Origin of the sequence: Nocardioides sp. Root240 (genome assembly GCF_001428825.1) — a bacterium.
Taxonomy (GTDB): Bacteria; Actinomycetota; Actinomycetes; order Propionibacteriales; family Nocardioidaceae; genus Nocardioides.
Genome location: NZ_LMIT01000001.1, coordinates 303,576 through 328,570, shown reverse-complemented (window position 1 = coordinate 328,570; position 24,995 = coordinate 303,576). Strand labels below are relative to the sequence as shown.

Annotated in this window: 27 protein-coding genes; 14 read left to right on the top strand and 13 right to left on the bottom strand. The window is 72.4% G+C overall.

Annotated features, from left to right (window positions below):
- Positions 1-11: 11 nt before the first annotated feature.
- The 4 genes from ASE20_RS01520 to ASE20_RS01505 are packed head-to-tail and all read left to right on the top strand — an operon-like array spanning position 12 to position 3,488.
- Entirely contained in the window at positions 12-1,211 is a 1,200-nt protein-coding gene (locus tag ASE20_RS01520) for an ArsA family ATPase (RefSeq protein ID WP_056892757.1), read from the top strand.
- The gene (locus tag ASE20_RS01515; protein ID WP_056892756.1) at positions 1,208-1,630 is read left to right on the top strand and encodes a hypothetical protein; all 423 of its coding nucleotides are present in this window, start codon (positions 1,208-1,210) and stop codon (positions 1,628-1,630) included. Before ASE20_RS01520 ends, ASE20_RS01515 begins: the two co-directional genes overlap by 4 nt.
- Positions 1,627-2,571, top strand: a complete 945-nt coding sequence (locus ASE20_RS01510; RefSeq protein ID WP_225868998.1) for an ROK family glucokinase — start codon at positions 1,627-1,629, stop codon at positions 2,569-2,571. Before ASE20_RS01515 ends, ASE20_RS01510 begins: the two co-directional genes overlap by 4 nt.
- A gap of 5 nt (positions 2,572-2,576) precedes the next feature.
- Positions 2,577-3,488, top strand: coding sequence for an ROK family protein (locus ASE20_RS01505; protein ID WP_056892755.1), 912 nt, complete (start codon positions 2,577-2,579; stop codon positions 3,486-3,488).
- Between the two features lie 126 nt (positions 3,489-3,614).
- Here the strand turns inward: ASE20_RS01505 and ASE20_RS01500 are convergent, their stop codons facing one another.
- Together ASE20_RS01500 and ASE20_RS01495 are read right to left on the bottom strand one after the other, a co-directional pair.
- Positions 3,615-4,031, bottom strand: coding sequence for a hypothetical protein (locus ASE20_RS01500; protein ID WP_056892754.1), 417 nt, complete (start codon positions 4,029-4,031; stop codon positions 3,615-3,617).
- 9 nt (positions 4,032-4,040) lie between these two features.
- Positions 4,041-4,814, bottom strand: a complete 774-nt coding sequence (locus ASE20_RS01495; protein ID WP_082612048.1) for an alpha/beta hydrolase — start codon at positions 4,812-4,814, stop codon at positions 4,041-4,043.
- Between the two features lie 137 nt (positions 4,815-4,951).
- Here ASE20_RS01495 and ASE20_RS01490 point away from each other — a divergent pair, with 137 nt between their 5' ends.
- The 4 genes from ASE20_RS01490 to ASE20_RS01475 are packed head-to-tail and all read left to right on the top strand — an operon-like array spanning position 4,952 to position 7,948.
- Positions 4,952-5,665, top strand: a complete 714-nt coding sequence (locus ASE20_RS01490; RefSeq protein WP_056892753.1) for a lysophospholipid acyltransferase family protein — start codon at positions 4,952-4,954, stop codon at positions 5,663-5,665.
- Entirely contained in the window at positions 5,662-6,783 is a 1,122-nt protein-coding gene (macS, locus tag ASE20_RS01485; protein WP_225869020.1) for a MacS family sensor histidine kinase, read from the top strand. Before ASE20_RS01490 ends, macS begins: the two co-directional genes overlap by 4 nt.
- Positions 6,780-7,295, top strand: coding sequence for a flavin reductase family protein (locus tag ASE20_RS01480; protein WP_056893065.1), 516 nt, complete (start codon positions 6,780-6,782; stop codon positions 7,293-7,295). The genes macS and ASE20_RS01480 overlap by 4 nt, the downstream gene beginning before the upstream one ends.
- Positions 7,292-7,948: a response regulator gene (locus ASE20_RS01475; protein ID WP_056892751.1), complete on the top strand. Its 657-nt coding sequence runs from the start codon at positions 7,292-7,294 to the stop codon at positions 7,946-7,948. The genes ASE20_RS01480 and ASE20_RS01475 overlap by 4 nt, the downstream gene beginning before the upstream one ends.
- A gap of 13 nt (positions 7,949-7,961) precedes the next feature.
- Here ASE20_RS01475 and ASE20_RS01470 read toward each other — a convergent pair whose 3' ends face one another.
- Positions 7,962-9,068: a phospholipase D-like domain-containing protein gene (locus ASE20_RS01470; protein WP_056892750.1), complete on the bottom strand. Its 1,107-nt coding sequence runs from the start codon at positions 9,066-9,068 to the stop codon at positions 7,962-7,964.
- 43 nt (positions 9,069-9,111) lie between these two features.
- The gene (locus tag ASE20_RS01465; RefSeq protein WP_056892749.1) at positions 9,112-10,332 is read right to left on the bottom strand and encodes an oxygenase MpaB family protein; all 1,221 of its coding nucleotides are present in this window, start codon (positions 10,330-10,332) and stop codon (positions 9,112-9,114) included.
- A gap of 56 nt (positions 10,333-10,388) precedes the next feature.
- Here ASE20_RS01465 and ASE20_RS01460 point away from each other — a divergent pair, with 56 nt between their 5' ends.
- The gene (locus ASE20_RS01460) at positions 10,389-11,006 is read left to right on the top strand and encodes a TetR/AcrR family transcriptional regulator (protein ID WP_056892748.1); all 618 of its coding nucleotides are present in this window, start codon (positions 10,389-10,391) and stop codon (positions 11,004-11,006) included.
- A complete protein-coding gene (locus tag ASE20_RS01455) occupies positions 10,999-11,892 on the top strand; it encodes a hypothetical protein (RefSeq protein WP_056892747.1) in 894 nt (297 codons plus the stop codon). The genes ASE20_RS01460 and ASE20_RS01455 overlap by 8 nt, the downstream gene beginning before the upstream one ends.
- Positions 11,893-11,904: 12 nt before the next feature.
- Here the strand turns inward: ASE20_RS01455 and ASE20_RS01450 are convergent, their stop codons facing one another.
- From ASE20_RS01450 to ASE20_RS01415, 8 genes are read right to left on the bottom strand one after another with little or no spacing between them, the layout of a single operon-like run.
- Positions 11,905-12,411, bottom strand: coding sequence for a DinB family protein (locus ASE20_RS01450; protein ID WP_056892746.1), 507 nt, complete (start codon positions 12,409-12,411; stop codon positions 11,905-11,907).
- 30 nt (positions 12,412-12,441) lie between these two features.
- Positions 12,442-13,053: a maleylpyruvate isomerase N-terminal domain-containing protein gene (locus ASE20_RS01445; RefSeq protein ID WP_056892745.1), complete on the bottom strand. Its 612-nt coding sequence runs from the start codon at positions 13,051-13,053 to the stop codon at positions 12,442-12,444.
- Positions 13,050-13,868, bottom strand: a complete 819-nt coding sequence (locus tag ASE20_RS01440) for a DUF1028 domain-containing protein (protein ID WP_056892744.1) — start codon at positions 13,866-13,868, stop codon at positions 13,050-13,052. Before ASE20_RS01440 ends, ASE20_RS01445 begins: the two co-directional genes overlap by 4 nt.
- Before the next feature lie 22 nt (positions 13,869-13,890).
- Entirely contained in the window at positions 13,891-14,934 is a 1,044-nt protein-coding gene (locus ASE20_RS01435; RefSeq protein ID WP_056893064.1) for a LacI family DNA-binding transcriptional regulator, read from the bottom strand.
- A 10-nt stretch (positions 14,935-14,944) separates the two neighbouring features.
- Entirely contained in the window at positions 14,945-16,396 is a 1,452-nt protein-coding gene (locus ASE20_RS01430) for a GH1 family beta-glucosidase (RefSeq protein WP_056892743.1), read from the bottom strand.
- Complete coding sequence (locus ASE20_RS01425) at positions 16,393-17,217, bottom strand: carbohydrate ABC transporter permease (RefSeq protein WP_056892742.1); 825 nt, start codon at positions 17,215-17,217, stop codon at positions 16,393-16,395. Before ASE20_RS01425 ends, ASE20_RS01430 begins: the two co-directional genes overlap by 4 nt.
- On the bottom strand, positions 17,214-18,260 hold the full coding sequence (locus ASE20_RS01420; RefSeq protein WP_082612046.1) for a carbohydrate ABC transporter permease: 1,047 nt from the start codon (positions 18,258-18,260) through the stop codon (positions 17,214-17,216). The genes ASE20_RS01425 and ASE20_RS01420 overlap by 4 nt, the downstream gene beginning before the upstream one ends.
- Positions 18,257-19,549: an ABC transporter substrate-binding protein gene (locus ASE20_RS01415; protein ID WP_056892741.1), complete on the bottom strand. Its 1,293-nt coding sequence runs from the start codon at positions 19,547-19,549 to the stop codon at positions 18,257-18,259. Before ASE20_RS01415 ends, ASE20_RS01420 begins: the two co-directional genes overlap by 4 nt.
- Before the next feature lie 252 nt (positions 19,550-19,801).
- Between ASE20_RS01415 and ASE20_RS01410 the strand changes: the two genes are divergently transcribed.
- Entirely contained in the window at positions 19,802-20,911 is a 1,110-nt protein-coding gene (locus ASE20_RS01410) for an ABC transporter ATP-binding protein (RefSeq protein WP_056892740.1), read from the top strand.
- A 28-nt stretch (positions 20,912-20,939) separates the two neighbouring features.
- Positions 20,940-21,968 carry a 6-phosphofructokinase gene (locus tag ASE20_RS01405; RefSeq protein ID WP_056892739.1) on the top strand — a complete coding sequence of 343 codons (1,029 nt, stop codon included), beginning with the start codon at positions 20,940-20,942 and terminating at the stop codon, positions 21,966-21,968.
- Positions 21,969-21,986: 18 nt separating this feature from the next.
- Here ASE20_RS01405 and ASE20_RS01400 read toward each other — a convergent pair whose 3' ends face one another.
- Positions 21,987-22,751 carry an endonuclease/exonuclease/phosphatase family protein gene (locus ASE20_RS01400; protein WP_056892738.1) on the bottom strand — a complete coding sequence of 255 codons (765 nt, stop codon included), beginning with the start codon at positions 22,749-22,751 and terminating at the stop codon, positions 21,987-21,989.
- Positions 22,752-22,841: 90 nt separating this feature from the next.
- Between ASE20_RS01400 and ASE20_RS01395 the strand changes: the two genes are divergently transcribed.
- Together ASE20_RS01395 and ASE20_RS01390 are read left to right on the top strand one after the other, a co-directional pair.
- Complete coding sequence (locus tag ASE20_RS01395; protein WP_056892737.1) at positions 22,842-23,420, top strand: hypothetical protein; 579 nt, start codon at positions 22,842-22,844, stop codon at positions 23,418-23,420.
- 42 nt (positions 23,421-23,462) lie between these two features.
- Positions 23,463-24,920, top strand: a complete 1,458-nt coding sequence (locus ASE20_RS01390; protein WP_056892736.1) for an APC family permease — start codon at positions 23,463-23,465, stop codon at positions 24,918-24,920.
- Positions 24,921-24,995: the final 75 nt, after the last annotated feature.

Below are 24,995 nucleotides of genomic sequence, written 5' to 3'. Positions count from 1 at the left end.
AGCCCGACTTCGTGCGCATCGTCCTGTTCACCGGCAAGGGTGGCGTCGGCAAGTCCACCGTCGCCGCCGGCACTGCCGCGCTCGCGGCCGCCCGCGGCCTGCGCACCTTGGTGATCTCGACCGACGCCGCGCACTCCCTCGCTGACGCGTACGGCGCCGCGTCGGCCGGCCCCGGCCACGGGGGAGCCGAGCCGATGGAGGTGGCGCCCGACCTGTTCGTGCAGCAAGTCGACGCCCAGCTCCGCTTCGAGCAGTCCTGGGCCGACATCCAGCGCTACCTGCTCTCCGTCCTCGACGCCGCCGGGATGGATCCGGTCGCGGCCGAGGAGATGACGGTGATCCCCGGCGCCGAGGAGGTGCTGGCCCTCCTCGAGCTGCGCCAGCACGCCCGCTCCGGGCGGTGGGACGTCATCGTCGTCGACTGCGCCCCGACCGCCGAGACGCTGCGGCTGCTCGCCCTGCCGGAGGCACTCGGGTGGTACATCGAGCGCCTGCTGCCCATCCAGCGGCGGCTGGTCAAGGCCCTGCGACCGGTGCTCAACCGCGCGGCCGGCGTCCCCATGCCGGGGGACGCGGTGTTCGACGCGATCACCCGCCTGCACGCCGAGCTCGACGACGTCCACGAGCTCCTGTCGGGGCCGGACGCGAGCGTGCGGCTGGTGCTGACCCCGGAGAAGGTGGTGCTCGCCGAGGCGCGGCGCGCGTTCACCAGCCTGTGCCTGTTCGGCTACCGCGTCGACGGCGTGGTCGCGAACCGCATCTTCCCGGCCGACGACGCCGATCCGTGGCGTGCGGCCTGGGTCGCGGCGCAGACCGAGGTGCTGGGCGAGGTGGCCCAGTCCTTCAACGGCCTGCCCGTCTTCACCTCGGAGTACCAGGCCAGCGAGCCCGTCGGCGTCGACGCGCTCGCCGACCTCGCCCGGGCGCTGTACGACGGCGCCGACCCGCTGGCCGCGCCCGTCGGCGACGGCCCGTTCCGCGTCACCCGTCCCGACAGCGGGGGTGCCGTCGTGCACCTCGCGCTGCCCTTCGTCTCCCGTGCCGAGGTCGACCTGGCCCGCAACGGTGACGAGCTGGTCATGACCGTCGGCTCCTACCGCCGCCTGCTGACCCTGCCGCCCGGCCTCGCCCGGCTCAAGGTGGCGGGCGCGCGGGTGGTCGACGGCGAGCTGCGGGTCCGCTTCGCCGAGCCCGCCCTGGAGGCACGATGAACGACGAGCCCCGCAACCCGTCCGCCGACCAGCCGCCGGTCGGCAGCGTCGGCGAGGAGGCGATGAAGCTCTTCGGGGCGCTCGCCGACCTCGCCCGGCAGCAGACCGGCGAGGCCGCCGGCGGGATCGGCGACCTCGCCGGCCAGGCGGCGGCGATGGCCCACGACGTCAACGAGCACATCGCGACGGGCAGCGCCGAGTGCCGCTACTGCCCGGTGTGCCGGGTCGTGCACGCCGTACGACAGACCTCTCCGGAGGTGCGTGTGCACCTGATGACCGCGGCCTCCTCGCTGCTGCAGGCTGCCGCTGGGCTGATGGAGACGCTCCCGGCGGCCCAGACCACGACCCCGGGGCAACCCCGCGGTCCGGAGGTCGAGAAGATCGACCTCGACGACGAACCCGACGGAGACACCCCGTGAGCAGTGGACTGACCTGCGGCATCGACATCGGTGGGACGAAGATGGCCGGCGCCGTCGTCGACGCCGCCGGCAGGGTCCTCGCCGAGGCGCGCGTCGAGTCGCCGGCGACCGACCCGTCGGCGATGGAGGCGGCCGCGGCCGCCCTGGTGGCCGGCTTCGCCGCGGAGCACGCGGTGACCGCGGTCGGCGTGGGTGCTGCCGGCTACATCGCCTCCGACCGCTCCACGGTCCTCTTCGCCCCGAACATCGCCTGGCGCAACGAGCCCCTCGGCGCCGACCTCGCCCGCCTCACCGGCCTGCCCGTGGTCGTCGAGAACGACGCCAACGCCGCGGCCTGGGGCGAGTTCCGCTACGGCGCCGGCCGCGACGTCGACGACCAGCTCATGGTCACCGTCGGCACCGGCGTGGGCGGCGGCATCGTCATCGACGGCCGGCTGCTGCGGGGTGCGCACGGCGTCGGCGCCGAGATCGGCCACCTCAACGTCGTGCCCGACGGCACGCTCTGCGGCTGCGGCAACCACGGCTGCCTGGAGCAGTACGGCAGCGGCACCGCCCTGGTCCGTGCGGCCCGTGAGGCCGCCGCCAGCTCCCTGCTCGCCCGCGACCTGGTGGACCGTGCCGGGGGTGACCCGGCTGCGATCACCGGGCCGATGATCACGACGGCCGCCCAGGCCGGCGACCGGTTCGCGATCGAGCAGTTCGAGCAGCTGGGCCGCTGGCTCGGCCACGGCATCGCCTCGCTGGTCGCGGTCCTCGACCCGGCGGTCATCGTCATCGGCGGTGGTGTCAGCGAGGCCGGCGAGCTGCTCGTCGCGCCGCTGCGCGCCTCCTTCGAGCACGAGCTGACCGGGCGCGGCTACCGGCCGACGCCGGAGATCAGGCTCGCCGAGCTCGGCAACCGTGCCGGCGTGATCGGCGCCGCGGACCTCGCCCGCAGCTGACGACGATGGCCCACGACCACTGGATCGGCGTGGACATCGGCGGCACCAAGGTGCTCGCCGTACGCATCGACGCCGGCGGCGCGGTCCAGTCGGTCGCCACCCGCCCGATGCCGGGCCGCACGGCGCCGTACGACGCGGTCGAGCAGGCGATCGCCGACGCGGCCGCGGAGGTGTCGGGCGGTAGCGCCGTCGCCGCGCTGGGCGTCTCGGCCGCGGGCCTGGTGGACGCGGCAGGCGAGCGCTACCTCTTCGGGGCGCACCTGCCGTGGCGCGACGCGCCCGTGCGGCTCCGGCTGGCCGAGCGCACCGGGCTCCCGGTCGTCCTCGACAACGACGCCAACTGCGCGGCGTACGCCGAGGTGGTGGCCGGTGCCGCCCGTGGCTTCTCGTCGGTGGTCCTGGTGACCATCGGCACCGGCATCGGCGGTGCGCTCGTGCTCGGCGGCCGGGTCGTCCGGGGTGCCCACGGGCTGGCCGGCGAGTTCGGGCACATGCAGGCCGTCCCCGGAGGGCTCGCCTGCGAGTGCGGGCTGCGCGGCTGCTGGGAGCAGTACTGCAGCGGCCGCGCGCTGGAGCGGGTCACCCGCGTCGCGCTCGGACGCCACCTCGACGGCCCCGAGGTGACCGCGATGGCGCTGGCCGGCAACGAGGTGGCGCGCCAGGCGTTCGCCTCCATCGGCACGTGGCTCGGCGTCGGTACGGCGGCGCTCGTCTCCGCCTTCGACCCCGAGATCGTCGTGATCGGCGGCGGGGTCTCCGCCGTCGGCGACCTGCTGCTCGCACCCGCGCGGGCCGGGCTCCGCGGCGCGCTGCAGGGCACGGACCACCGACCGGTGCCCGACCTGGTCCCTGCCTCGCTCGGCCCCGAGGCCGGCGCGATCGGCGCGGCCCTGCTGGCCCGCGACGGCCGACCCTGACCGTGCGGCCCCCGGGGGCTGCCCTCGCTTGTAACTCGGTGTCCGTAGGCACCACCACGGTCTCCTGACCGGTCAGGAGACCGTGCCAGTGCTACCGAACACCGAGTTACAAGCGGCGGCGACGAACTAGAGGACCGCGCCGTCGTCCCAGGGATCGCGCGGTTCGCTCGGCATCTTCATCACGAGGTAGCCGAAGCCGACGAGGAAGCTGCCGACCAGCGCCCAGCCGAGCAGCTGGGGCATCCCGATCCCGGTGACCACGAAGAACAGCAGCACCGCGGGGGAGCCGAAGACGCCGAGCCACGCGAGCATGCGGTCCGGCGTGGGGCGGGGCAGCGGCGGGGGCGCCGGCGGCACGAAGGAGTCGTCGACGGCGTACCGCAGCTCGTCGGGCTCCTCGTCGCGCAGGTGCTCCGGGAGCTCCGGCTCGGGCTCGGGCTCCGGGGTGGCGTCGAGCCCGGCGTCCGGCTCGAGGACCGGGTCGCCGTAGTTGTCGACGATGGCTCGCCAGGCGGCGTCCTCGTCGGGTTGCTCACGCTGCACGCTTCCAGCCTACGCGCGGGTGGGTGCGGTGACCCGGGCGATGAACTCGGCGGACCTCGCGAAGATCGTCGGGGCGTCGTTGTCGAGCGTCGCGACGTGGTAGCTCTCGGGCAGCTCGATGCGGGTGACGTCGGTGGAGGAGACCCGGTCGAGGATGATCGGCTCCGACTTCCCGTCGACGACGTGGTCCTCGGGCGAGCGGAAGTACACCAGCGGCGCGCTGATCCGGGGCAGGTCGGCGATCAGGGCGGGCCAGCTGCCGATGAACGAGTGGATCGCCTTGAGGGGCGTGCGGTCGTAGCCGTTCTCGTCGACGCCCTGCTTCTTGATGTCGTTGGCGATCGCGGGGAACGACGCCACGAGGTGCTTGATGACCGGCAGCAGCTTCACGTCGAAGCGCTTCGTCGCGAGCGCGGGGTTCACGACCATCACCCCGGCGACCTCGTCGCCTCGGTCGGCGGCCAGGCGCAGCACGAGCGCACCTCCCATCGAGAGGCCCCCGACGACGACCGCGTCGTGCTCGGCGCGCAGCGCGTCGAAGGTGCGCGCGATCTCGCCGTACCAGTCGGCGAAGCGGTGCGTGTTGAGGTCCTGCCAGGTCGTGCCGTGCCCCGGGAGGCGGGGTACGGCGACGCCGTACCCGAGGGCGCCGAGGTGCTCGCCCCACGGCCGCATCGAGGCCGGCGAGCCGGTGAAGCCGTGGCTCAGCAGCACGCCGATCCGGCGGCCGCCGGTCAGCTCGGGGCGGGCGGCGACGGTGAGCGGCTCGGTCTGCGACGGCATGGCGTGATTGTGCCCCACGCCGACGTCGACCAGCGGACGGCTGGGCTACGTGCCGCACACGTCGAGGCACTAGGCTGCGAACGATGTGGGTGCCCGGGTCGGGCCGGCACCCGGACAGACGGGAAAGGCGCGATCAGGTGTTCTACTGGTTCCTGAAGTTCGTCGCACTCGGTCCGCTGCTGAAGGTCATCTTCAGGCCGCGCTCCGAGGGCGTGGAGAACGTCCCGGCGACCGGTCCGGCGATCCTCGCCAGCAACCACCTGTCGTACGCCGACTGGCTGTTCATGCCGCTCGTGATCCCGCGGATGGTGCGCTTCGTCGCGAAGGCGGAGTACTTCACCTCGCCGGGCGTCAAGGGCTGGCTGCAGAAGAACTTCTTCAGCGGCACCGGCAACATCCCGATCGACCGCACCAGCGGTGACGCCGCGTCGGGCGCGCTGGTCTCGGCCAAGCGCGTGCTGGCCGAGGGCGAGCTGTTCGGCATCTACCCCGAGGGCACCCGGTCGCACGACGGCCGCCTCTACCGCGGCAAGACCGGCATCGCGCGGCTCACGCTCGAGACCGGTGTGCCGGTGATCCCGGTGGCCGTCGTCGGCACCGACCTGGTGGCGCCCCCGGGCAAGAAGTTCGGCCGGATCACCCGGCCGACCGTGCGTTTCGGCAAGCCGCTCGACTTCTCCCGCTACGCCGGCATGGAGAACGACCGCTTCATCCTGCGCTCGATCACCGACGAGATCATGTACGAGATCATGCGGCTCTCCCAGCAGGAGTACGTCGACATGTACGCCACCCGCGCCAAGGCGGAGTCGAAGAAGGCCGACGCCGGCGACGAGCGGAAGCTCGCCTCCTGACCACCGCCACCACGCGCGCGGCGCTCGCGGTCGAGGACCGCATGTTCCGCGCGCTCGCGGTGCTGCGCGTCGTCGTCCTCGGCTACACCGTGGTCGTCAACGTCTACCGGAACAACTACGACCGCCCCGTCCTCGGCTGGTCCTGCGTCGCGATCATGGTGGTCGCGACCTTCGTGCTGATCGCCGTGTACGCCGCGCCCGAGCGCCGCGGCCCCGCGCTGCTCGTCGTCGACCTCGCGCTGGCGGTCGCGATGCTGCTCGCGACGCCCGTCGCCAAGGGGCCCTGGTTCCACGCCACCATCCCGAGCTACTGGATCGTCGGCGCCCTGCTCGCCTGGGCGGTCCGCTGGGGCTGGCGCGGCGGTACGACGGCGGCGGTGCTGCTGGGAGCGGTCGACCTGCTCACCCGGTCGCACGTGGAGCAGAAGGACTGGGGCAACGTCTTCCTGCTGCTGCTCGGCGGTTCGATGGTCGGGTTCGTGTGCGAGTCGCTCAAGGCGATGGCTGCCGAGCGCGACGAGGCCCAGCGCGAGGCCGCCGCTGCCGCGGAGCGCGCCCGGCTGGCGCGGGTCGTGCACGACGGGGTGCTGCAGGTGCTCGCCCTGGTCCAGCGCCGGGGCGGCGAGCTCGGGGGCGAGGCCGCCGATCTGGGCCGCCTCGCGGGGGAGCAGGAGCAGGTGCTGCGCACCTTGATCCGTTCGCAGGCCGCCGCGCCCGCGCCCGTCGGTGCGAGCACCGCCGACCTGGCGGTGGCGCTGGGGGTGCTCGGTGCGCGCCCGGGCACCGAGGTCGCCCTGCCCGCCGGGGTGGTCCCGCTGCCGAGGGAGGTCGTGAGCGAGCTCGTGGCCGTCGTACGGGCGTGCCTGGACAACGTCGACCGCCACGTGGGCGACGGCGCGCCGGCCTGGGTGCTGCTGGAGGACCTCGGCGACGCCGTCGAGGTGTCCGTGCGCGACGACGGCTCGGGCATCCCCGAGGGGCGGCTCGAGGCCGCCGCGGCCCAGGGCCGGCTGGGCGTCGCGGAGTCGATCCGCGGCCGGGTGCACGACCTCGGCGGCACCGCCACCCTCGACTCCGGCAGCTACGGCACCGAGTGGACCCTGCGGGTGCCGCGATGACCATCCACACCACGCACCCCTTCGCCGACGACCGCCCCGACCCGGTACGACGCCTGCGCGGCCGCTTGGCCGGAACGGTCACCCTCTGGACCTCCGGCACGGGAGCCGGCCGCGCCGGCCTGACCGTCACGTCGTGGATGGTCGCGATGGGCCCGGAGGCACGCCTGCTCGCCCTGCTCGACCCGGACTCCGACCTCCTCGAGGCCCTGCGCGACAACGGTCGCGCGGTGGTCCAGCTGCTGTCGTGGCCGGATCGCCAGCTCGCCGAGGCGTTCGCGGGCACCGCGCCCGCACCGGGCGGCCCGTTCCGGCAGGCAGCGTTCGTCGACACCGACCACGGACCCCGGCTCGCCTCGGCGTCCAGCTGGGCCGCGGTGCGCCTGGAGGACGAGCGCGAGGTCGGCTGGTCGGTCGAGGTGACGGTCGTCGTCGAGCACGCCGAGATCGGCGACGACGACGACCCGCTCCTGCACCGCCGAGGCCGCTTCCAGAGGCTAGGGTCCGGGGCATGACCGACCGGATCCGGGTGATGGTCGTCGACGACCACCCCATGTGGCGCGACGCCGTGGAGCGCGACCTGCAGGCAGCGGGCTACGACGTGGTGGCCGTGGCGGCCACCGGCACCGAGGCGATCAACCGCTTCCGGGCGACCCGGCCGCAGGTGGTCGTGCTCGACCTGCAGATCCCCGAGCCCAGCGGTGTCGAGGTGACCGCGACGGTGCTGGCCGACGAGCCGTCCTCGCGGGTGCTGATCCTGTCCGCGTCCGGCGAGCAGGACGACGTGCTGGCCGCGGTGAAGGCAGGCGCGACCGGCTACATCGTGAAGTCCGCCTCGCGCGAGGAGCTGCTGGCGGCCGTACGCCGAGTCGCGCGGGGGGACACCGTGTTCACGCCCGGCCTGGCCGCGCTGGTGCTCGGGGAGTTCCGGCGGATCAACGAGCCGGAGACGCCGCCGGGGGAGAAGCTCACCGACCGCGAGACCGAGATCCTCAAGATGGTCGCCAAGGGGTGGGAGTACAAGCAGATCGCCGAACGGCTGGTGATCTCCCACCGCACCGTCCAGAACCACGTGCAGAACACGCTGCGCAAGCTGCAGATGCACAACCGCGTCGAGCTCACCCGCTACGCCATCGAGCAGGGGCTCGACGAGGACGAGGACGGGTGAGCCGACGCGGTGGTCAGAGGCCGAGCAGGTAGCTGATCTGCGCCCGGTAGCGGTCGTAGGTGCGCTTCGACGCGAGCTGCAGCACCATCTCGTCGCTGCTCTTCGCGAGGTCGGTCCAGACCTCGGTGCCCATCCAGGTGCGGTAGACGCGGTTGCCGGCGGAGTTGATCCACGACGCGATCATGAACTTGTGGTGCAGGAACTCGTCGTCCGCGGGCGGGTCGACCATCTTCAGGGTGCCGCCGGCCGCGGCGAGGAGGCTGCGGTGCTGGGCCGGCCGGGCGTAGACGTAGGTGACCGAGGCGCCGGCGCGGCGCTTGGCGGCGAGCGCCTTCATGATCAGCTCGCCGCGCGTGCCGTTCTCGGCCGACTGCGCGACGTGGATCCGGAGCCCGCGCGTGGGCAGGGCCTTGATCCGGGAGATCACCGGGTCGGTCTGGCCCGGGTTCTGGGGCGTGGCGTAGGCACGGGAGACGCCGTCGACCATCTGGCGGAACGGGTTCGTGATGGCGCGGTCCGGCATCACCTGGCGGTGGATCGTGGTCCAGAAGTCGTAGAACTTCGTCCAGCCGACGGTCTGGTAGGCGTCGTTCCACTGCTTGGTGGGGGCGGTCTTGGTGAAGTTCGACGACGTCAGCACGACGACCTTCGAGCTGGAGCCGGTGCGGGAGAAGGACATGCCCTTGATGTGGAGCGTGCCGGTCGTGCCGCGGGCGCCGTTGCTGATGCAGGAGACCTTGAGCCGGCTGAGGTCCGCGTCCGCTTCCTGCAGGTCGTTCACGGCCGTCTCGCCGCAGGCCTTGCTCGCGACGGCGACGTAGACGTACACGCCGCGCCGGGCGGCGCGGATCAGCGCGTTGCTGATGCCGGTGTCGCTGAAGGTCATCGTCATCGCCCGGATGGTGCTGCCGGACGGCGCGTTGTCGACGTTGGCGATCAGCCGGTTGAAGATGGCCCGGTTGCGGTTGGCGAAGATCGGCCCGGCGGCGACGGTGTAGCGCGCGGCGACGGGGGCCTCGACGGCCTCCTGCGTCGTCACGGCCTGACTGGCCGGAGCAGCGGAGAGGGTTGCCGCGGCGAGGGCCGTGGCGGCGGTCAGGGAGGCGAGGATGCGTTTCACCCCTGGTGCCTACCGCCCCTGTGCGCACCCCAAACCGGGAGGATCACCCGTCGCCGCGCGCCGGGTGCGAGCGCCCGCCGCCCGGCGACGCGTCGACCAGGTCGTGCTGCACGTTCCAGTCCCGGCGCAGCCGCGCCTCCTGCTCGAGCTCGTAGGCCCGGCCCTTCTCGGTACGTCGCGGCAGCGACGAGCCCTTCCGGTCGCGGCGCCGGTTGACCGCCGACAGCAGGGGCCCGGTGCGCGCGATGACGCCGGTCAACCGGGTGTGCGGAATCGCGAGGTCGTCGGCGATCTCGTCGCCGAGGAAGAGCCGCTCCAGGGCGTGCACCACCGTGGGCGCGTGCCGGCCGAGCAGCCGGGGCAGCACGCCCTCGATCTCGGGGACGAGGAACTCACGGTTGATGCTCGCGACCAGCGCGCGGCAGTAGTCGTCGACGACCGGTCGGGTGAGCAGGTAGATCTCCTCGAGCCGCTCCTGCTCCGCCTCGTCGCGGGGGAGCAGCTCGGGGCTGATCCCGAGCAGGTGGCCGAGGTAGCGCCAGCGGGCGTACGCGGCGTCCACCTCGTGCGGCAGGTACGGCGCCCCGATCTGCTGCATCGCGCGCAGCGGGATCAAGGTGAACTCCACGAGCGTGTAGGCGACGTAGGCCCGGCAGATCGGCACGCCCCAGGCGGCGGCGTCCCAGTCGGCACGCCGGGCCAGGTCGGCGCGCACGAGGGCGTGGATGATCCGCACCCGGACGGTCAGCTCGAAGCCGTCGGAGAAGCGCTCGAGGCCGCCGGGCTGGTTGACGGCCATCAGCCACGATCCGACCTCGATCGTCCGGGCGCCGGCGTTCTCGACGTACCGGCCGGTGAGCTCGAGGGGACGTGAGGCAGCCGAGTTGGCGTAGCCGCTGACCAGCGACGCGGCACCGAGCACGATGCCGGAGGCGAGGGAGTAGCGCGAGGTGTAGCGGCTGTCCCGGTCGATGCGCCGGGTGTCCACCCACTCCGGTACGTCGTCGAGCGCCGCGAAGAGCGCCTTCAGGGACGCCGGCGCGTCGGCCACGGCGTCGATGCCCTCGCGGCAGGCCTGGCGCAGCATCCGCATCGCCCGGCCGTGGCCGAGGTCCGCGAAGTCGGCGACGAAGGCGTCGGCGAGCGGGTCGCCCTGCCACATGCCGGCGAGGTAGGTGTCGGTGAAGGTCCCGAACCGCCGATGCGCCTCGTCGACACGGCGCAGGCTGGTCGGGATCGCGTCAGGCAGCTGTTCGGTCACCATGGGACGACGATAAAGTGAGAGAGTCTCACCTTCTATTCACTTTTGAGGAGCAGCCGGTGGCGCAGAAGCAGCGGGCCCTCCCGCGCCAGGTCCGCGCCGTGCAGACCCGCCGCCTGCTGCTCGACACCGCCGTGCGCATCCTCGACCAGCACGGTGCCGACCGGCTCACCACGACCGCGGTCATCGAGAGGTCCCATGTCTCCAGCGGCACGTTCTACCGCTACTTCAACGACCGCAACGAGCTGCTCGAGGTGCTCCGCGACGAGGCGGTCCGCGCGATCAGTGACGACCTGATGGTCAGTGTCGTCGACGCCCTCGAGCTCGACCTCGACGCCGCCCTGCGGCTGATCGTGGTCACCCTCGTGGACGGCTTCGAGCGGCACCGCGGCGTGATCACGGCGATGGTCAACCAGATGCCGGCCGGCAACAACGCTAACGTGCTGCCCGAGATCGAGGGCGACCTGCAGCGACTGGCGTCGTTGCTGCCGCGCCGGCACCGGCCGGACCTGCCGCCCGAGCAGCTCGAGGGCGTGGTGTTCATGCTGATGGGGGTGCTCGTCTCGACCTGCCTGCGCACGGCGCTCGCCCGGCCCGACGGTGTCGACCGCGACCAGCTGGTCGACCTCACCGTGGCGATGATCGGCGCGGGACTGAAAGACTCGCCGCGTGCCTGACCTCCTGGAGATCGCCGACGAGCTCTACGCCCTGCCGCTCGCCGAGTTCACGCCGGCGCGCGACGCCCGGGCGAAGGCACTCAAGGGCACCCCGCTCGCCGCGCCGGTCAAGGCGTTGCGCAAGCCCAGCACGGCCGCGTGGGTGGTCAACCTGCTGGTACGACGCGAGCCGGGCCAGGTCGACCAGCTGCTGAACGTGGGGGCGGCGCTGCGCGAGGCACAGCAGGCGATGTCGGCCGGCGAGCTGCGCACCCTGACCAGGCAGCGCCGGCAGGTCACCGCGGCGGTCACCACGCAGGCCCGGCGCCTCGCCGCCGAGGAGGGGCTGCGGGTGACCGAGGCCGTCGCCGAGCAGGTCGAGGCGACGCTCACCGCGGCCATGGTGGACGCCGAGTGCGGCCGCGCGGTGCGCAGCGGCCTGCTGGTCACCGTCCTGAGCACCACCGGCATCGAGCCGATGGCCGAGGCGGACCTCGCCGGGGCGGTCGCCGTGCCCGACGCCCTCGGCTTCGCGGCCACCCCGCGGGAGGCGCCGGTGCCGGGCCCGCCGGACCTGCACGTCGTACCGGACCCGGACCGGGCGGAGAAGGCTCGGGCGGCAGCGGCGGAGCGGCTGGCCGAGGCCGAGGAGGAGCACGAGGGCGCGCAGGCGGCGTACGACGAGACGGTCGCCGAGGTCGACCGGCTCGAGGCGCGCCAGCTCCAGGTGCAGGCCGAGATCGACGAGCTGCGCCGCGCGCTGGCCGACCTCGAGGAGCAGTCGGAGGGGCTCGAGGAGGAGCTCGCCGAGGCCGAGGAGGTCCGCGACGGCGCGGCCGCGGACCTGCGGACCGCCAGTGCCGAGCGCGACTCCGCGCAGCGGGCGCTGGACCGCCTGTCCGATTGAGCCCGGGCTCCGTCAGCGCCCGGTGACCCGGTCGACCTGCTCGCGCAGGATGTCGGCGTGGCCGGCGTGCCGGGCGACCTCGCTCGTCATGTGCGCGACGACCCAGCGCACCGTCCGTGGCCGTCCGTCGTCGTGGGGGACCGGCGTGTGGTCGTCCAGCGCCACGCGCGCGAGCTGCGCGTCGCTGGTGGCGATCGCGGCCCGGTAGGCGGCGAGGACCGCGTCCGGTTCGACGTCCTCCGGGACGACCATCGAGAAGTCGACGTCGGCGTGCTCCGGGGCCCCGGTCAGCACGTGGCCGAACCAGTAGCGCTCACCGTCGGTGAGGTGCTGCACGAGGCCGAGCAGGGTGGTGTCGGAGACCACCAGGCGCCGGCGCAGGTCGTCCTCGCGCAGCCCGTCGACCTTCTTGAGCACGCACTCCCGGGCGAAGGAGAGGAACGCCAGCGCGGTGCCCCGCTCACCGTCGTCGACGCGGGGGACTGGTTGCCGCTGTGTCTCGAGCTGTGTCTCGTCCATGCCGTCGACGATAGGAGCGGGGTGGGGAGGTCAGAGCACGCTGAATCGCTCGGTGACCGGGCGTCCAGTCACCGTGAGCAGCAGGTCGCCGGCGGTGCCCTCGTCGACCGCGAGGGCGGTGACGACGGCGAGCGCCTCGGCGGCAGCGAGGGGCGGTACGACGCGGGGCTCGTCGAGCGCGGCTGCCAGGTCGGCCGTGTGAACCGCCAGCTCGAAGGTCCGGGTCGGCAGGTAGTCGACCAGGTGCATGCCGCCCACGATCGTGGCGACGAGCTGGTCCGGGACGAGGGTCGGCAGCAGCGCCGTGACCCGCTGCGCGATCGCCGCCACCTCGGAAGCGGGGTCCTCGCCGAGCGCGGCACCGGCGGCGCGGCCCCGGTCGGCCACGTCAGGCCCGTTGGCGAAGGCGCGGGCCGCCCGGAAGTAGGCCGCGGCGGAGGTCGCCACGACGTCGGTGGCCGGGCGGGCGGCGTACTCCTCGACGGTGAGCAGGGCGCGGCTCGTGTGACCGACCAGTGCTCGCACGTCCCAGTCGCCCAGGCCCGGTCGGGTCCAGCGGTCACCGACGCGGCCGACCGTCGCGACGAACCACGCGGCGCCCTCGGCGAAGGCGGCGCAGGCCCCGGCCCAGTCGTCGCTCACCCGTCGCCCCGCACGATCGCCAGCACCCGCCGGTCGATCCACGCCAGGTCGGGCGCGACCCGCATCTCGTGGTTCTCCGTGCCGACCCAGGCCGCGAAGTCGCGGTGCCCGCCGGCCGTCGCGAAGGCCTCGAGCTCCTCGCGCAGCGCGGCGTCGACGACGACCTTCTCCTCGTCGGTCGAGGCCGTGAGGTACAGCTCGTGCAGGCTGAGCAGGCGGACCAGTTCGTCGATGGGCGCGGCGTGGTCGTCGACGCGGAGGTCGACGGCGACGTCGTCGAGGCCGCCGTACCCGGCGCCGTCACGGACGACGAGGATCGCGGCCGACTGTCGCCCGCGCTTGTCACCACCGGCCGCGTCACCCGCCGCCAGCGCAGCCATCAACCGGTCCTGGAGGGCAGCCTCGGCATCGCTCTCCAGCCAGGCCCGCTCCATCTCGTCCACGACCTCCTCGCCGGCGAGGCAGTTGCCCTGGACGGCGTACCCGTCACCGGTGCGACCGCCGGCCCACGGGATGCACTCGGTGCCGGTGTGGGAGGCGGCATTGCCGTCGAGGTCGACGATGCCGACCTGGCGGTGGGCGTAGCCGCTGTCCTCCTCGATCAAACGCTGCAGCGCGACCGCAGCGGTCGCGCCCTCGTCGAGGTGGGAGAGGGCCAGGCCCTTGTAGGCGACATTGGCGTCGGCCTGGGTGGCGAGCGCGCCGACGCCGGCCACCGCGGCCGGGACCGCGGAGCCGACCGCGAGGAACTTCGACGCCACGGCGACGCCCCAGGTCTCGCCGTCGGCGGACCGGGCAACGATCGAGAAGGTCATGCCCGCAGCCTAGGAGGGTGGGTCACGCCGAGTCGCGACGCACCAGGGACGGCGGGAAGATCACCCGGATCGGGCGCGGGCCGCGCTGGTCGTCGATCTGCTCGAGCAGCAGCCGCACGGCCTGCTCGGCCATCTCGCCGATCGGGTTGCGGACCGTCGTCAACGTGGGGCTGGTGCGCTCGGGGACGCCGACGTCGTCGTAGCCGACGACCGCGACGTCGTCCGGTACGACGCGTCCGGCCTCCGCCAGGACGCGCAGGGCCCCGGCCGCCATCAGGTCGGAGGCGGCGACGATCCCGTCGAGGTCGGGCGCGCGCTCGAGCAGCAGGCGCGCTGCGGCCTCGCCGCCGACCTCGGTGAAGTCGCCGTGCTCGACCAGGTCGTCGGCCAGCCCGGCGGCCCGCAGCGTGGTTCGCCAGCCCTCGAGCCGGTCGATGCCGGCGGCCATGTCGCCGGGTCCGGCGATGGTGGCGATCCGGCGGCAACCCCGCTCGACGAGCAGCTCGGTCGCGGCCCGGCCGCCGGCGAGGTTGTCGGTGTCGACGTAGGCGACCTTGTCGGCGCTGGTCCATGGCCGCCCGATGAAGGCGCAGGGCAGGCTGAGCGCGGCGAGGTGGTCGGCGAGCCGGTCGTTGCGGTGGTGCGAGACCACGATGGCGCCGTCGATGTGGCGACTGCCGAGGTAGCGCAGCAGCCGACGCTCCTCCTCGCCCGGGCGGGCGAGGAGCAGCACCAGCTGGAGGTCGCGGGTCGCGAGCATCCGGTTGACCCCGCGCAGGGTGTGCACGAAGAAGGGGTCCGAGAACACCCGCTCGTCGGGCTCGGGGACGACCAGCGCCACCGAGTCGGTACGACGGGTGACCAGGCTCCGCGCGGCGGGGTTCGGCGTGTAGCCGAGCTCCCGCACCGCGGTCTCCACGGCGGCCTGAGCCGTTGCGGACACCCGGTTGCCGCCGTTGATCGCCCGGGACGCGGTCGCCCGCGAGACGCCGGCGCGCGACGCGACCTCGTCGAGCGTCGGCGCTGCCCCCTGGCCGGCGGAGGTGTCGCTGGGCGGACGGTTCACGCGGGGCACGCTAACGGACTTCCGGCAGGCGCCCGGTGCGGGCGACCTCGGCGAGCTGGAGCGCGCTCGCCTTGGGGGTGCGCCGCTGGGTCGCGAAGTCGCAGTGGACGATGCCGAACCGCTGCTCGTAGCCGTAGGCCCACTCGAAGTTGTCGAGCAGCGACCACGCGAAGTAGCCGCGGACGTCCACGCCGGCCGCCATCGCGGCGCGCAGCGCGCGCAGGTGCCCGTCGAAGTAGGCGACCCGCTCCGGGTCGCTCACCGTGCCGTCGGCCGCCACCTCGTCGGGGTAGGCCGCACCGTTCTCGGTGATGTAGACCGGCGGCAGGTCGTAGTCGCGGTGCAGGCCGACCAGCAGGTCGGTCAGCCCCTCGGGCTGGACCTCCCAGTCGATGCCGGTGACCGGCAGGCCACGGCGCGGGAAGGAGAGGCGCTCGCCGCCGGGGAAGGGCGAGCTCGTCGCCCGGGTCGGGTGGGGGATCCGGGATCCGAGCAGGTCGGCGGCGGGGTGCTCGCGACCCGACGCCGCGTCGCCGTGGTAGTAGTTCACGCCCAGGAAGTCGATGGGGGCGCCGATCAGCTCGAGGTCGCCGTCCTGCACGAAGTCCTGCCAGGTGCGCCCGCGCCAGGTCATGTCCCGGGTGTGCGCGGCCAGGCCGTCGTCGTACTTGCCGCGGAGGACGGGGTCGAGGAAGACCCGGTTCCACAGCTGGTCGACGCGCTCGGCAGCGGCGACGTCGGCCGGCTCGCTCGCGTCGAAGGGCTCGGAGAGCGTGAGGTTGAGGGTGATGCCCAGCTGGTCGCCGGGAGCGCGCCGCCGCAGCTCGTCGAGCGCGCGTCCGTGGGCGAGCATCAGGTGGTGCGCGGCGATGACGCCGGCAACGCCCTCCTGGCGCCCCGGCGCGTGCTGGCCGCCGGTGTAGCCGAGGAAGGCGCTGCACCACGGCTCGTTGAAGGTCGTCCAGTGGTGCACGCGGTCGCCGAGTGCGTCGTGCACGGTCAGGGCGTACTCGACGTACCGCTCGGCGGTGTCGCGGTTCAGCCAGCCGTCGGCGTCCTCCAGCGACTGGGGGAGGTCCCAGTGGTAGAGCGTCGCCCACGGCAGCACGCCGGCGCCGAGCAGCTCGTCGACCAGGCGGTCGTAGAACCCGATGCCTGCGGGATTGGGCGCACCGCCGTCGGGGCGCACTCGTGGCCAGGCGATGGAGAACCGGTAGGACCCGAAGCCCAGCTCGCGCACCAGGTCGACGTCCTCGGGCATGCGGCGGTAGTGGTCGCACGCGACGTCGCCGGTGTCGCCGTTGCGCACCGCGCCGGGCACGCGGCTGAAGGTGTCCCAGATGGACGGCGTGCGGCCGTCGGCGTCCACCGCCCCCTCGATCTGGTACGACGCCGTGGCGGCGCCCCAGAGGAAGTCGGCCGGGAACGTGAGCAGGTCGGTGGTCGGGGTCGTGGGGGTCATCCCTTGACGGCTCCTTGCATGATGCCGGTGACCAGCTGGCGACCGGCGAGGACGAAGAGCAGGAGCAGCGGGAGGGTGGCCATCCCGGTGCCTGCGAGGACGAGTGCGTAGTCGGTGGTCTGGCCCTGGCCGGTCACGGCGAGGGCGTCGAGCGCCGTCTGCAGGGTGTTCTTCGTGTCGAGCGCGACGAGCGGCCACATGTAGTCGGTCCACACCTGCATGAAGGTGAAGAGGAACAGGATCGCCATCGCCGGGCGGGCGGCCGGCACGGCCACGGTCCAGAAGGTCCGCAGCATGGTGCAGCCGTCCATCCGGGCGGCCTCGATCAGCTCCTCGGGCACGGCGTCGACGAGGTACTGCCGCATGAAGAAGACGCCGAACGCGGTGACCAGCGTGGGCAGCGCGACCGCGGCGAGGGTGTCGAGTAGCTGGTAGTCCCGCATCAGGATGAAGAGCGGGACCATCGCCAGCTGCACCGGGACCGCCATGGTGAGGACGACGAAGCCCATCAGCACGTTGCTGCCGCGGAACCGGAGCTTGGCGAAGGCGTAGCCGGCCAGCGTGGAGAAGAACACGACGGAGGCGGCGCACGCCGTCGACACGATCAGCGAGTTGGCCAGCGACTGCCAGAAGTCGATGGTGTCGAGCACCTTGCGGGCGTTCTCGAGGAAGTGTCCGCCCGGCAGGATCGGCGGTGGGAACTGCTCCGCCTCCGCCTTGGTGTGCGAGCCGATGACGAACGACCAGTAGAGCGGCAGTGCCGAGCCCAGCACGAACGCGGCGAGCAGGCCGTACACGAGGAAGCCCGGGCGGCGGTTCACGAGGCGCTCCTACGGGTGAGAAGGCGGGTCAGGGCGAAGTTGAGGACCGCGATCGCGACGATGATCAGGAAGAGGATCCAGGCGGCGGCCGAGGCCCGGCCGTAGAACTGGTCCTCGATGCCCTTCACGTAGACGTAGAGCGTGGTCGTCATGAACTGGTGGTCGGCGCCGCCCTCCCGGCTGGGGGTGTCGTCGAACAGCCGCGGCTCGGTGAAGACCTGCAGGCCGCCGATCGTGCTGGTGACGATGACGAAGACCATCGTCGGCCGGATCATCGGCAGGGTGACCGAGAGGAACTGGCGGACCCGCCCGGCACCGTCGAGCGCGGCCGCCTCGTAGAGGTCGCGGGGGACCGCCTGCATCGCGGCCAGGAAGATCAGCGCGTTGTAGCCGGTCCAGCGCCAGTTGACCATGCCCGCGATCGCGAGGTGGCTCCACCAGCGGTCGACGTGCCAGCGGATGCCGTCGAAGCCGAGCTCGCGCAGGAAGCCGTTCACGACGCCCGACTGGTCGGCGAACAGGCTGCCGAAGATCAGGACGGCGGCCGCGGGCGCCACCACGAAGGGCAGCAGCACGCTCATCCGCCAGAAGGTGCGTCCCCGCAGGCGGTTGTCGAGGAGGCCCGCGATCGAGACCGCCAGCAGCACCTGCGGCACCGAGCTCATCAGGAAGATCGAGAAGGTGTTGACCAGCGACTTCCGGAAGACCGGGTCGTGCAGCACCCACGTGAAGTTGTCGAGCCCGACGTACTCGCCGCGGACGTAGTAGGCACGGTTCCAGTCGTGGACGGCCAGGAACCCGGTGTAGAGCAGGGGGAAGAGCCCGACGAGCGCGAAGAGGACGAAGAACGGCGAGACGTAGAGGTACGGCGACAGCTTCAGGTCCCAGCGCGAGCGGCGCTGCCGCCGGAGCAGCCGCCGGTGGGCGGCGTCGCTCCCGTGCGGGACGGGCCGGTCGGGCCCGTCGGTCGGGGGAGGCGGTCCGCCCGCCGGGGAGGTCGCGGTGACCTCTCCGGCGGGCGAGCCCGGGACCTGCTGGGTCACTGCAGCGCGGCCACGTCGGAGAGGAAGGTCTCCCACGACTTGTCGGCGTCGGTGCCCTGGTCGACGCGGTTGATGGCGTCCTGGAACTTCTGCAGGATGTCGGAGTAGAGCGGGCCGTGGTACGGCTGGACCGTGATCGCGGCGGCGCGGTTGGAGAAGATCTCACCGGCCGGAGCGTCGTTGAAGTACGGGTCCGTGCCACCGATGACGTCCGGGTCGGCCAGCGCCTCGACCTGCGACGGGAAGTTGCCGGTGACGGCGAAGACCTTCGCCTGCTGCTCCGGGGCCGTCAGCCAGGCGGCGAACTCCTGGGCCTCCTCCTGGTGCGTGGACGACTTGGGGACCGCGAGGTAGGAGCCGCCCCAGTTGCCGCCCCCGCCGGGGAAGACGTCGGCGATGTCCCACTGGACGCCCTTCGGAGCAGGGTCGCCCTGGTTGGACTTGATGTTGGCGCGCATCCAGCCGGGGCAGGCGACGGTGGCGACGCCGCCCTTCTTGAAGGAGGCGGTCCAGTCAGCGCTCCACTGCGCGGCCTTCGACCCGAGGTCGATGTGATCGGCGACCGTGTCGAACACGGCGCGCAGCTCGGGCGAGCTGACGTCGACGGTGTTGTCGGCCTTCTCGAAGGGGAACTCGACCTGGTTGAGCATGGCCTGCGCGACGGAGCCGGAGGCGTCGTACCAGTTCGCGTCCGGGACGGCCTTCTTGAACTTCTCGCCCGTGGCGAAGAAGTCGTCCCACGTGCCGAGCAGCGCGGCCACCTCGGCCCGGTCGGTGGGGAGGCCGGCCTTCTCGAAGAGGTCGGCGCGGTAGCAGATCGCCTCGGGGCCGGCGTCGGTCGCGTAGCCGAGCAGCGCGCCGTCCTCCGTCCGCGCGGCCTTCTCCTTGAAGTCGAGCCAGCGTCCGTCGACCTCGTCGGAGGAGAGGTCGACCCAGCGCTCGGGAGCGGCCACCAGTGCGGGGATGAAGTCGCCCTCGATCGCGACCACGTCCGGCAGGCCCTTGTTGGCCTGCATCTTGGTCTGGAGGTCCGCCTTCCACACGTCCCACTTGCCGACCTTGGTCTGCTTCACCGGGATGTCGGGGTGCGCGGCGTTCCACTCCTTGATGAGCGCGTCGTAGCCGAACTCGCCGAAGGTGGTGATGGTGAGCGCCTCACCGTCGCCGAGCTTCTCCTGCTCGGCGGACTTGGTCGGGTCGTCGCTGGAGCCGCAGGCGCTCGTCACGAGGACGAGCGACGCGACGGCTGCCGAGGCGAGCAGTCGGGTGGATCGACGGATGTGGTGCACGGTGATGCTCCTCGGGGGGTGGGGCGCGTGGTGTGGAGTCTGCCGAGTGGAGGTTCCTGGGGAGTGAGAGCGCTTCCATTTCTGTCGGCCCGCACACCATGACATGGGTCACATTCGACGTCAAGAGCCGAGTTTCTGGGCGCAGTCCGGGTCGCGCGGGCTTGTGGGAGCGCTTCCACTGGACGTGCCTGAATGGTTCGCCTACTGTGAGCCGCGTCACCGGGCGTGCGTCCCGGTCGGAGAGGAGTCGACATGGCCGAGGTCCGGTTCGACCAGGCGACCTACCGCTATCCCGGCGCGGAGCGTCCCGCGGTCGATGCACTCGACCTGACGATCGAGGACGGCGAGTTCATGGTGCTCGTCGGTCCTTCCGGGTGCGGGAAGTCGACCTCGCTGAGGATGCTGGCCGGCCTGGAGCCGGTCACCTCCGGTTCGATCAGGATCGGTGAGCAGGACGTCACCGACGTGGCGCCCAAGGACCGCGACATCGCGATGGTCTTCCAGACCTACGCGCTCTACCCCCACCTGTCGGTCGCCGACAACATGGCCTTCGCGCTGAAGATCGCCGGCGTGCCCAGGGCCGAACGGCGTGCCCGCGTCGCCGAGGCAGCGCGCCTGCTCGACCTCGAGGGTGTCCTCGACCGCAAGCCACGCGCCCTCTCCGGTGGCCAGCGACAGCGGGTCGCCATGGGACGCGCGATCGTGCGCCAGCCCCAGGTCTTCTGCATGGACGAGCCGTTGTCGAACCTCGACGCCAAGCTCCGCGTCTCGACCCGCACCCAGATCGCCGCGCTGCAGCGTCGGCTGGGCGTCACGACGGTCTACGTCACCCACGACCAGGTCGAGGCGATGACGATGGGCGACCGCGTCGCCGTCATGAAGGACGGCGTCCTGCAGCAGGTCGACACCCCGCTCGCCCTGTTCGACCGGCCCGCCAACGCCTTCGTTGCCGGCTTCATCGGCTCGCCGGCGATGAACCTGCTCTCCGGTCGTACCTCCGGCGACGGTGTCGCGGTGGTCGACGGCGTCGACTTCGTCATCCCGCGCGCGGCCGCGGCCCAGGCCTCGGGTGCGGTCACCCTCGGCGTACGGCCCGAGGCCTGGCGGGTCGTGGGCCCGCAGGAGGACGGCTTCGCCGTCACCGTTCAGGTCGTCGAGGAGCTCGGCGCCGACTCCTACCTGTACGCCACGCCCCCCGGCGTCGACCTCGCCGCCCGCCCCGCCGGAGAGCTGGTCCCGCAGATCGTGGTCCGCCTCGACCAGCGCACCGGCCTCCGGCGCGGCCAGGAGGTGCGGCTCGCCGTCGATCCCGCCGCGGTCCACGTCTTCGACGGCGCGTCCGGGCTCCGGCTCGGTGCCTGACCCCGTGCTCCGGGCGTAGGTTGGTCGCATGCGCGTCGGAGTGCTGACCGGTGGTGGCGACTGCCCGGGCCTGAACGCCGTGATCCGGGCCGTCGTCCGCAAGGGCGTCAAGGACCACGGATTCGAGTTCCTGGGCTTCCGGGACGGCTGGCGAGGGCCACTCGAGGGCCTCACCATGCCGCTCGGGATCGAGCAGTGCCGCGGGATCCTGCCCCGGGGTGGCACCATCCTCGGCTCCTCGCGGACCAACCCCTTCGCCGTCGAGGGCGGTGTGGAGCGGATCCGCGAGAACCTCGCGGCCGCCGGCGTCGACGCCCTCGTGGCGATCGGCGGCGAGGACACGCTGGGTGTCGCGACGAAGCTGGCCGACCTGGGGGTCGCCGTGGTCGGCGTACCCAAGACGATCGACAACGACCTGTCCGGCACCGACTTCACCTTCGGGTTCGACACGGCGGTGAACATCGCGACCGAGGCGATCGACCGGCTGCACACGACCGCGGAGTCGCACCACCGCGTGCTCGTCGTGGAGGTGATGGGCCGGCACGCCGGCTGGATCGCGCTGCACGCAGGCATCGCCGGTGGCGCGAGCGCAGTGCTGATCCCCGAGGCGCCCTTCGACATCGACGCGGTGTGCGCGCACGTCGAGACCCGCTTCCGCAGCGAGTACGCACCGATCATCGTGGTCTCCGAGGGCGCGGTGCCGGCCGACGGCACCGGCATGACGTTGGTCAGTGGCGAGAAGGACGCGTTCGGGCACGTCCGCCTCGGCGGCATCGGTGACCGGCTGGCGCACGAGATCGAGCAGCGCACCGGCACGGAGGCGCGCGCCGTCGTGCTCGGCCACGTGCAGCGCGGCGGCACGCCGACCGCCTTCGACCGCTGGCTCGCGACCCGCTTCGGGCTGCAGGCGATCGACGCCGTCGCCGAGGGCGACTTCGGCGTCATGGTCGCCCTTCGCGGCACGGACATCGTCCGGGTGCCGTTGATCGAGGGCACCGGCGAGCTGAAGCTCGTCAGCCCCAAGGAATACGCCGAGGCGCAGGTCTTCTTCGGCTGATCGTCCGGGTACGACGAGTCAGTCGTCGAGGTCGAGGTCGACCACCAGCGCCCGGTGGTCGGAGAGATCCATCGCCCGCGCCTGGGCGAGCGCCCGCAGCGGGCGGTCGGCGAGGACGTGGTCGAGCTGCTCGACGGGCTCCGCGGCCGGGTACGTCGCGCGGTCGGCCAGCGACCGGAGGCCCGTGATCCGGGACGCGCGGGCCGCGTCCATGTTGAGGTCGCCGGTGACCAGCAGCGGCCGGTGTGCGCCCGACAGCGCGCGGGACAGGTGCGCCAGCTGCCGCCCGTTCCACCATCGGATGAACGACAGGTGGGTGGTCGCGACGGTCAGGTCCCCGGCCGGGGTGCGGACCGACGCCGCCACCGCCACCCGCGGCTCGTCGCGCACCAGCGACGGGCGGACCTGGCCGCGGAAGCGCATGGGGACCTGCACCGGCAGCACCGGCAGTCGCACGACCTCCCAGCCCGTCACCTCGAACCTGCTGAGGAGCGCGATGCCGTAGGCCGCGTCCTCGGGCTGCTCGCGGCCGGTGGCCGCCGTCCACGTGGCGCCCGGGCTGCCCGCGAGCGCCGCCACGAACCGGTGGTACGGCGCGCCCATCGCCTCCGCCGCGACCGCGGTCAGGTCGGCGTGCCCGGAGCGCTGCTGGTTGCGGTCGACCTCCTGGAGGGCCAGCACGTCGGGGGCGAGCTCGCGGACGGCGGCCGACAGGACCTGCGTGTCGACCACGTCGTCCTCCGGGCGGCGCCCGTTCAGGATGTTGAAGGTGACCAGCCTCATCACCGTTCCGGTACCCGCGAACCGGCGAAGAACCGGGGAAGGCTGGTCGACCGGAGGCGGGGTACCTCCCGGCCCGAGGTGATGACACGGATGCTGCGTGAGGCGCTCAAGCTGGTGGCGGTCGTCCTGAAGGAGGGCGAGACGCCGTTCGCGCTCGCCGGGAGCTACGGCCTGTGGGCGCTCGGAGGTCCCGAGCCCGACCACGACGTGGACTTCATGGTGGCCGAGGAGGACGCCGTGCGCGCCCGTGACCTGCTCGCGGCACGTGACCTGGTCGTCGTCCAACCTCCGGAGGACTGGCTGTTCAAGGTCTTCATCGACGAGGCGATGGTCGACGTGATCTTCCGTGTCGACGGCGAGCCGATCACGCGGAGCCGGTTCGACGACGCCGAGGTCCGCGAGGTCGAGTCCGTACGGATGCCGGTGCTGCCGGCGACCGTCCTGATGGCCGACAAGCTGGGTGCGATGGAGGAGCATGCGTGCGACCTGACCGCCATCCTCCCGGTCGCCCGTGCCGTGCGGGAGCAGGTCGACTGGGACGAGGTGGCCCGCCGTACCGCCGACAACCCGTACGCCGAGGCCTGCCTGCTCCTGCTGCGTCGACTCGACATCGCCACGCCCGTCCAGGAGGCAAATGCTTCCGTTTCGCCCTCGCCTGCGCGAGGGTGATGGACGGAAGCGACGCTCCGAATCGGGGAAGGGAACAGCTCCATGACCACCGAATACGTAGGTACCGGCGGCCAGCCGGCCCAGCAGGACCAGCCCGAGCTCAAGCGGGTCCTGGGCCCGGGACTGCTCCTGCTCTTCATCGTCGGCGACATCCTCGGTGCCGGCGTGTACGCCGTCACCGGGCGCCTCGCGGGCCAGGTCGGCGGTGTTGCCTGGCTGCCCTTCCTGGTCGCCTTCGCGATCGCGACGCTGACGGCCTTCTCCTACCTCGAGCTGGTCACGAAGTACCCCCAGGCGGCCGGGGCCGCGCTCTACGCCCACAAGGCGTTCGGCATCCACTTCGTGACCTTCCTGGTCGCCTTCACCGTGGTCTGCTCGGGCATCACCAGCGCGTCGACCTCGTCGGGACTGCTCGCCTCCAACCTGCTGATCGGGTTCGGCAACGATGCGCCGAGCAAGGGCCTGGTGCTCGCCGTGGCACTGACGTTCATGCTGGTGCTGGCAGCGATCAACCTGCGCGGCGTCGGCGAGAGCGTGAAGTTCAACGTCGTGCTCACGATCGTGGAGATGACCGCGCTGGCCATCGTGATCGGCATCGGGTTCTACGTCATCGGCAAGGGCGACGGCGACCTCGATCGGATCACCGTCTTCGAGAGCCCGGACGACAAGGGGCTGTTCATGGCGGTCACGGTCGCGACGGCCATCGCCTTCTTCTCGATGGTCGGCTTCGAGGACTCGGTCAACATGGTCGAGGAGACCAAGGACCCGCAGCGGATCTTCCCGAGGATGATGCTCACCGGACTCGGCATCGCGGTGATCATCTACATGCTCGTCGCGGTGTCCGTGGTCGCCGTGATCCCCGCCGACAGGATCGGCGCACCGACCAACGCCGAGGCCGGCATCCTCATCGACGTCGTCAAGATCGGCGCGCCGGACCTGCCGATCGACGACTTCTTCCCGTTCATGACGGTCTTCGCGGTCGCCAACACCGCGCTGATCAACATGCTGATGGCGAGCCGCCTGATCTACGGCATGGCCCGGCAGAACGTGCTCCCGCCCGTGCTCGGCAAGGTGCTGCCGGGCCGCCGCTCGCCGTACGTCGCGATCGCGTTCACGACCCTGCTGGCGTTCGCGCTGATCACCTACGTCCGGCTCGGCTCCGAGAGCACCATCGTCGCCTCGCTGTCCGGTACGACGGCGCTGCTCCTGCTGGCGGTGTTCACGATCGTCAACGTCGCCTGCCTCGTCCTGCGGCGCGAGCCGTCGAAGGGCTTCCGCGCGCCGACCGTCGTCCCGGTGCTGGGCGCGATCCTGTGTGCCTACCTGCTCGGCCCCTGGGCCCGCCTGGAGGCGGACATGATCCAGTACAAGATCGCCGCCGGCCTGCTCGGCCTCGGCGTCGTGCTGTGGCTGCTGACCCGGCTCCTCCACAAGCCGGAGGGCGGCCACTTCGCCGACATCGAGCACATGGACGTCGACCCGACGGACGACCCGGTCTGACCGCCGTACGTCCCGGGCAGGGGCCGCGCAGGTCCGGCGCAGTCCACGGGCGGCCGCCGAGTCGGCGGCCGCTCG

Coding starts and splice junctions, on each gene's coding strand:
- ASE20_RS01515 (WP_056892756.1), top strand. CDS start 1,208: ATGAACGACGAGCCCCGCAACCCGTCCGCCGACCAGCCGCCGGTCGGC.
- ASE20_RS01505 (WP_056892755.1), top strand. CDS start 2,577: ATGGCCCACGACCACTGGATCGGCGTGGACATCGGCGGCACCAAGGTG.
- ASE20_RS01495 (WP_082612048.1), bottom strand. CDS start 4,814: ATGCCGTCGCAGACCGAGCCGCTCACCGTCGCCGCCCGCCCCGAGCTG.
- ASE20_RS01480 (WP_056893065.1), top strand. CDS start 6,780: ATGACCATCCACACCACGCACCCCTTCGCCGACGACCGCCCCGACCCG.
- ASE20_RS01475 (WP_056892751.1), top strand. CDS start 7,292: ATGACCGACCGGATCCGGGTGATGGTCGTCGACGACCACCCCATGTGG.
- ASE20_RS01465 (WP_056892749.1), bottom strand. CDS start 10,332: ATGGTGACCGAACAGCTGCCTGACGCGATCCCGACCAGCCTGCGCCGT.
- ASE20_RS01450 (WP_056892746.1), bottom strand. CDS start 12,411: ATGGACGAGACACAGCTCGAGACACAGCGGCAACCAGTCCCCCGCGTC.
- ASE20_RS01440 (WP_056892744.1), bottom strand. CDS start 13,868: ATGACCTTCTCGATCGTTGCCCGGTCCGCCGACGGCGAGACCTGGGGC.
- ASE20_RS01430 (WP_056892743.1), bottom strand. CDS start 16,396: ATGACCCCCACGACCCCGACCACCGACCTGCTCACGTTCCCGGCCGAC.
- ASE20_RS01410 (WP_056892740.1), top strand. CDS start 19,802: ATGGCCGAGGTCCGGTTCGACCAGGCGACCTACCGCTATCCCGGCGCG.
- ASE20_RS01405 (WP_056892739.1), top strand. CDS start 20,940: ATGCGCGTCGGAGTGCTGACCGGTGGTGGCGACTGCCCGGGCCTGAAC.
- ASE20_RS01400 (WP_056892738.1), bottom strand. CDS start 22,751: ATGAGGCTGGTCACCTTCAACATCCTGAACGGGCGCCGCCCGGAGGAC.
- ASE20_RS01395 (WP_056892737.1), top strand. CDS start 22,842: ATGCTGCGTGAGGCGCTCAAGCTGGTGGCGGTCGTCCTGAAGGAGGGC.
- ASE20_RS01390 (WP_056892736.1), top strand. CDS start 23,463: ATGACCACCGAATACGTAGGTACCGGCGGCCAGCCGGCCCAGCAGGAC.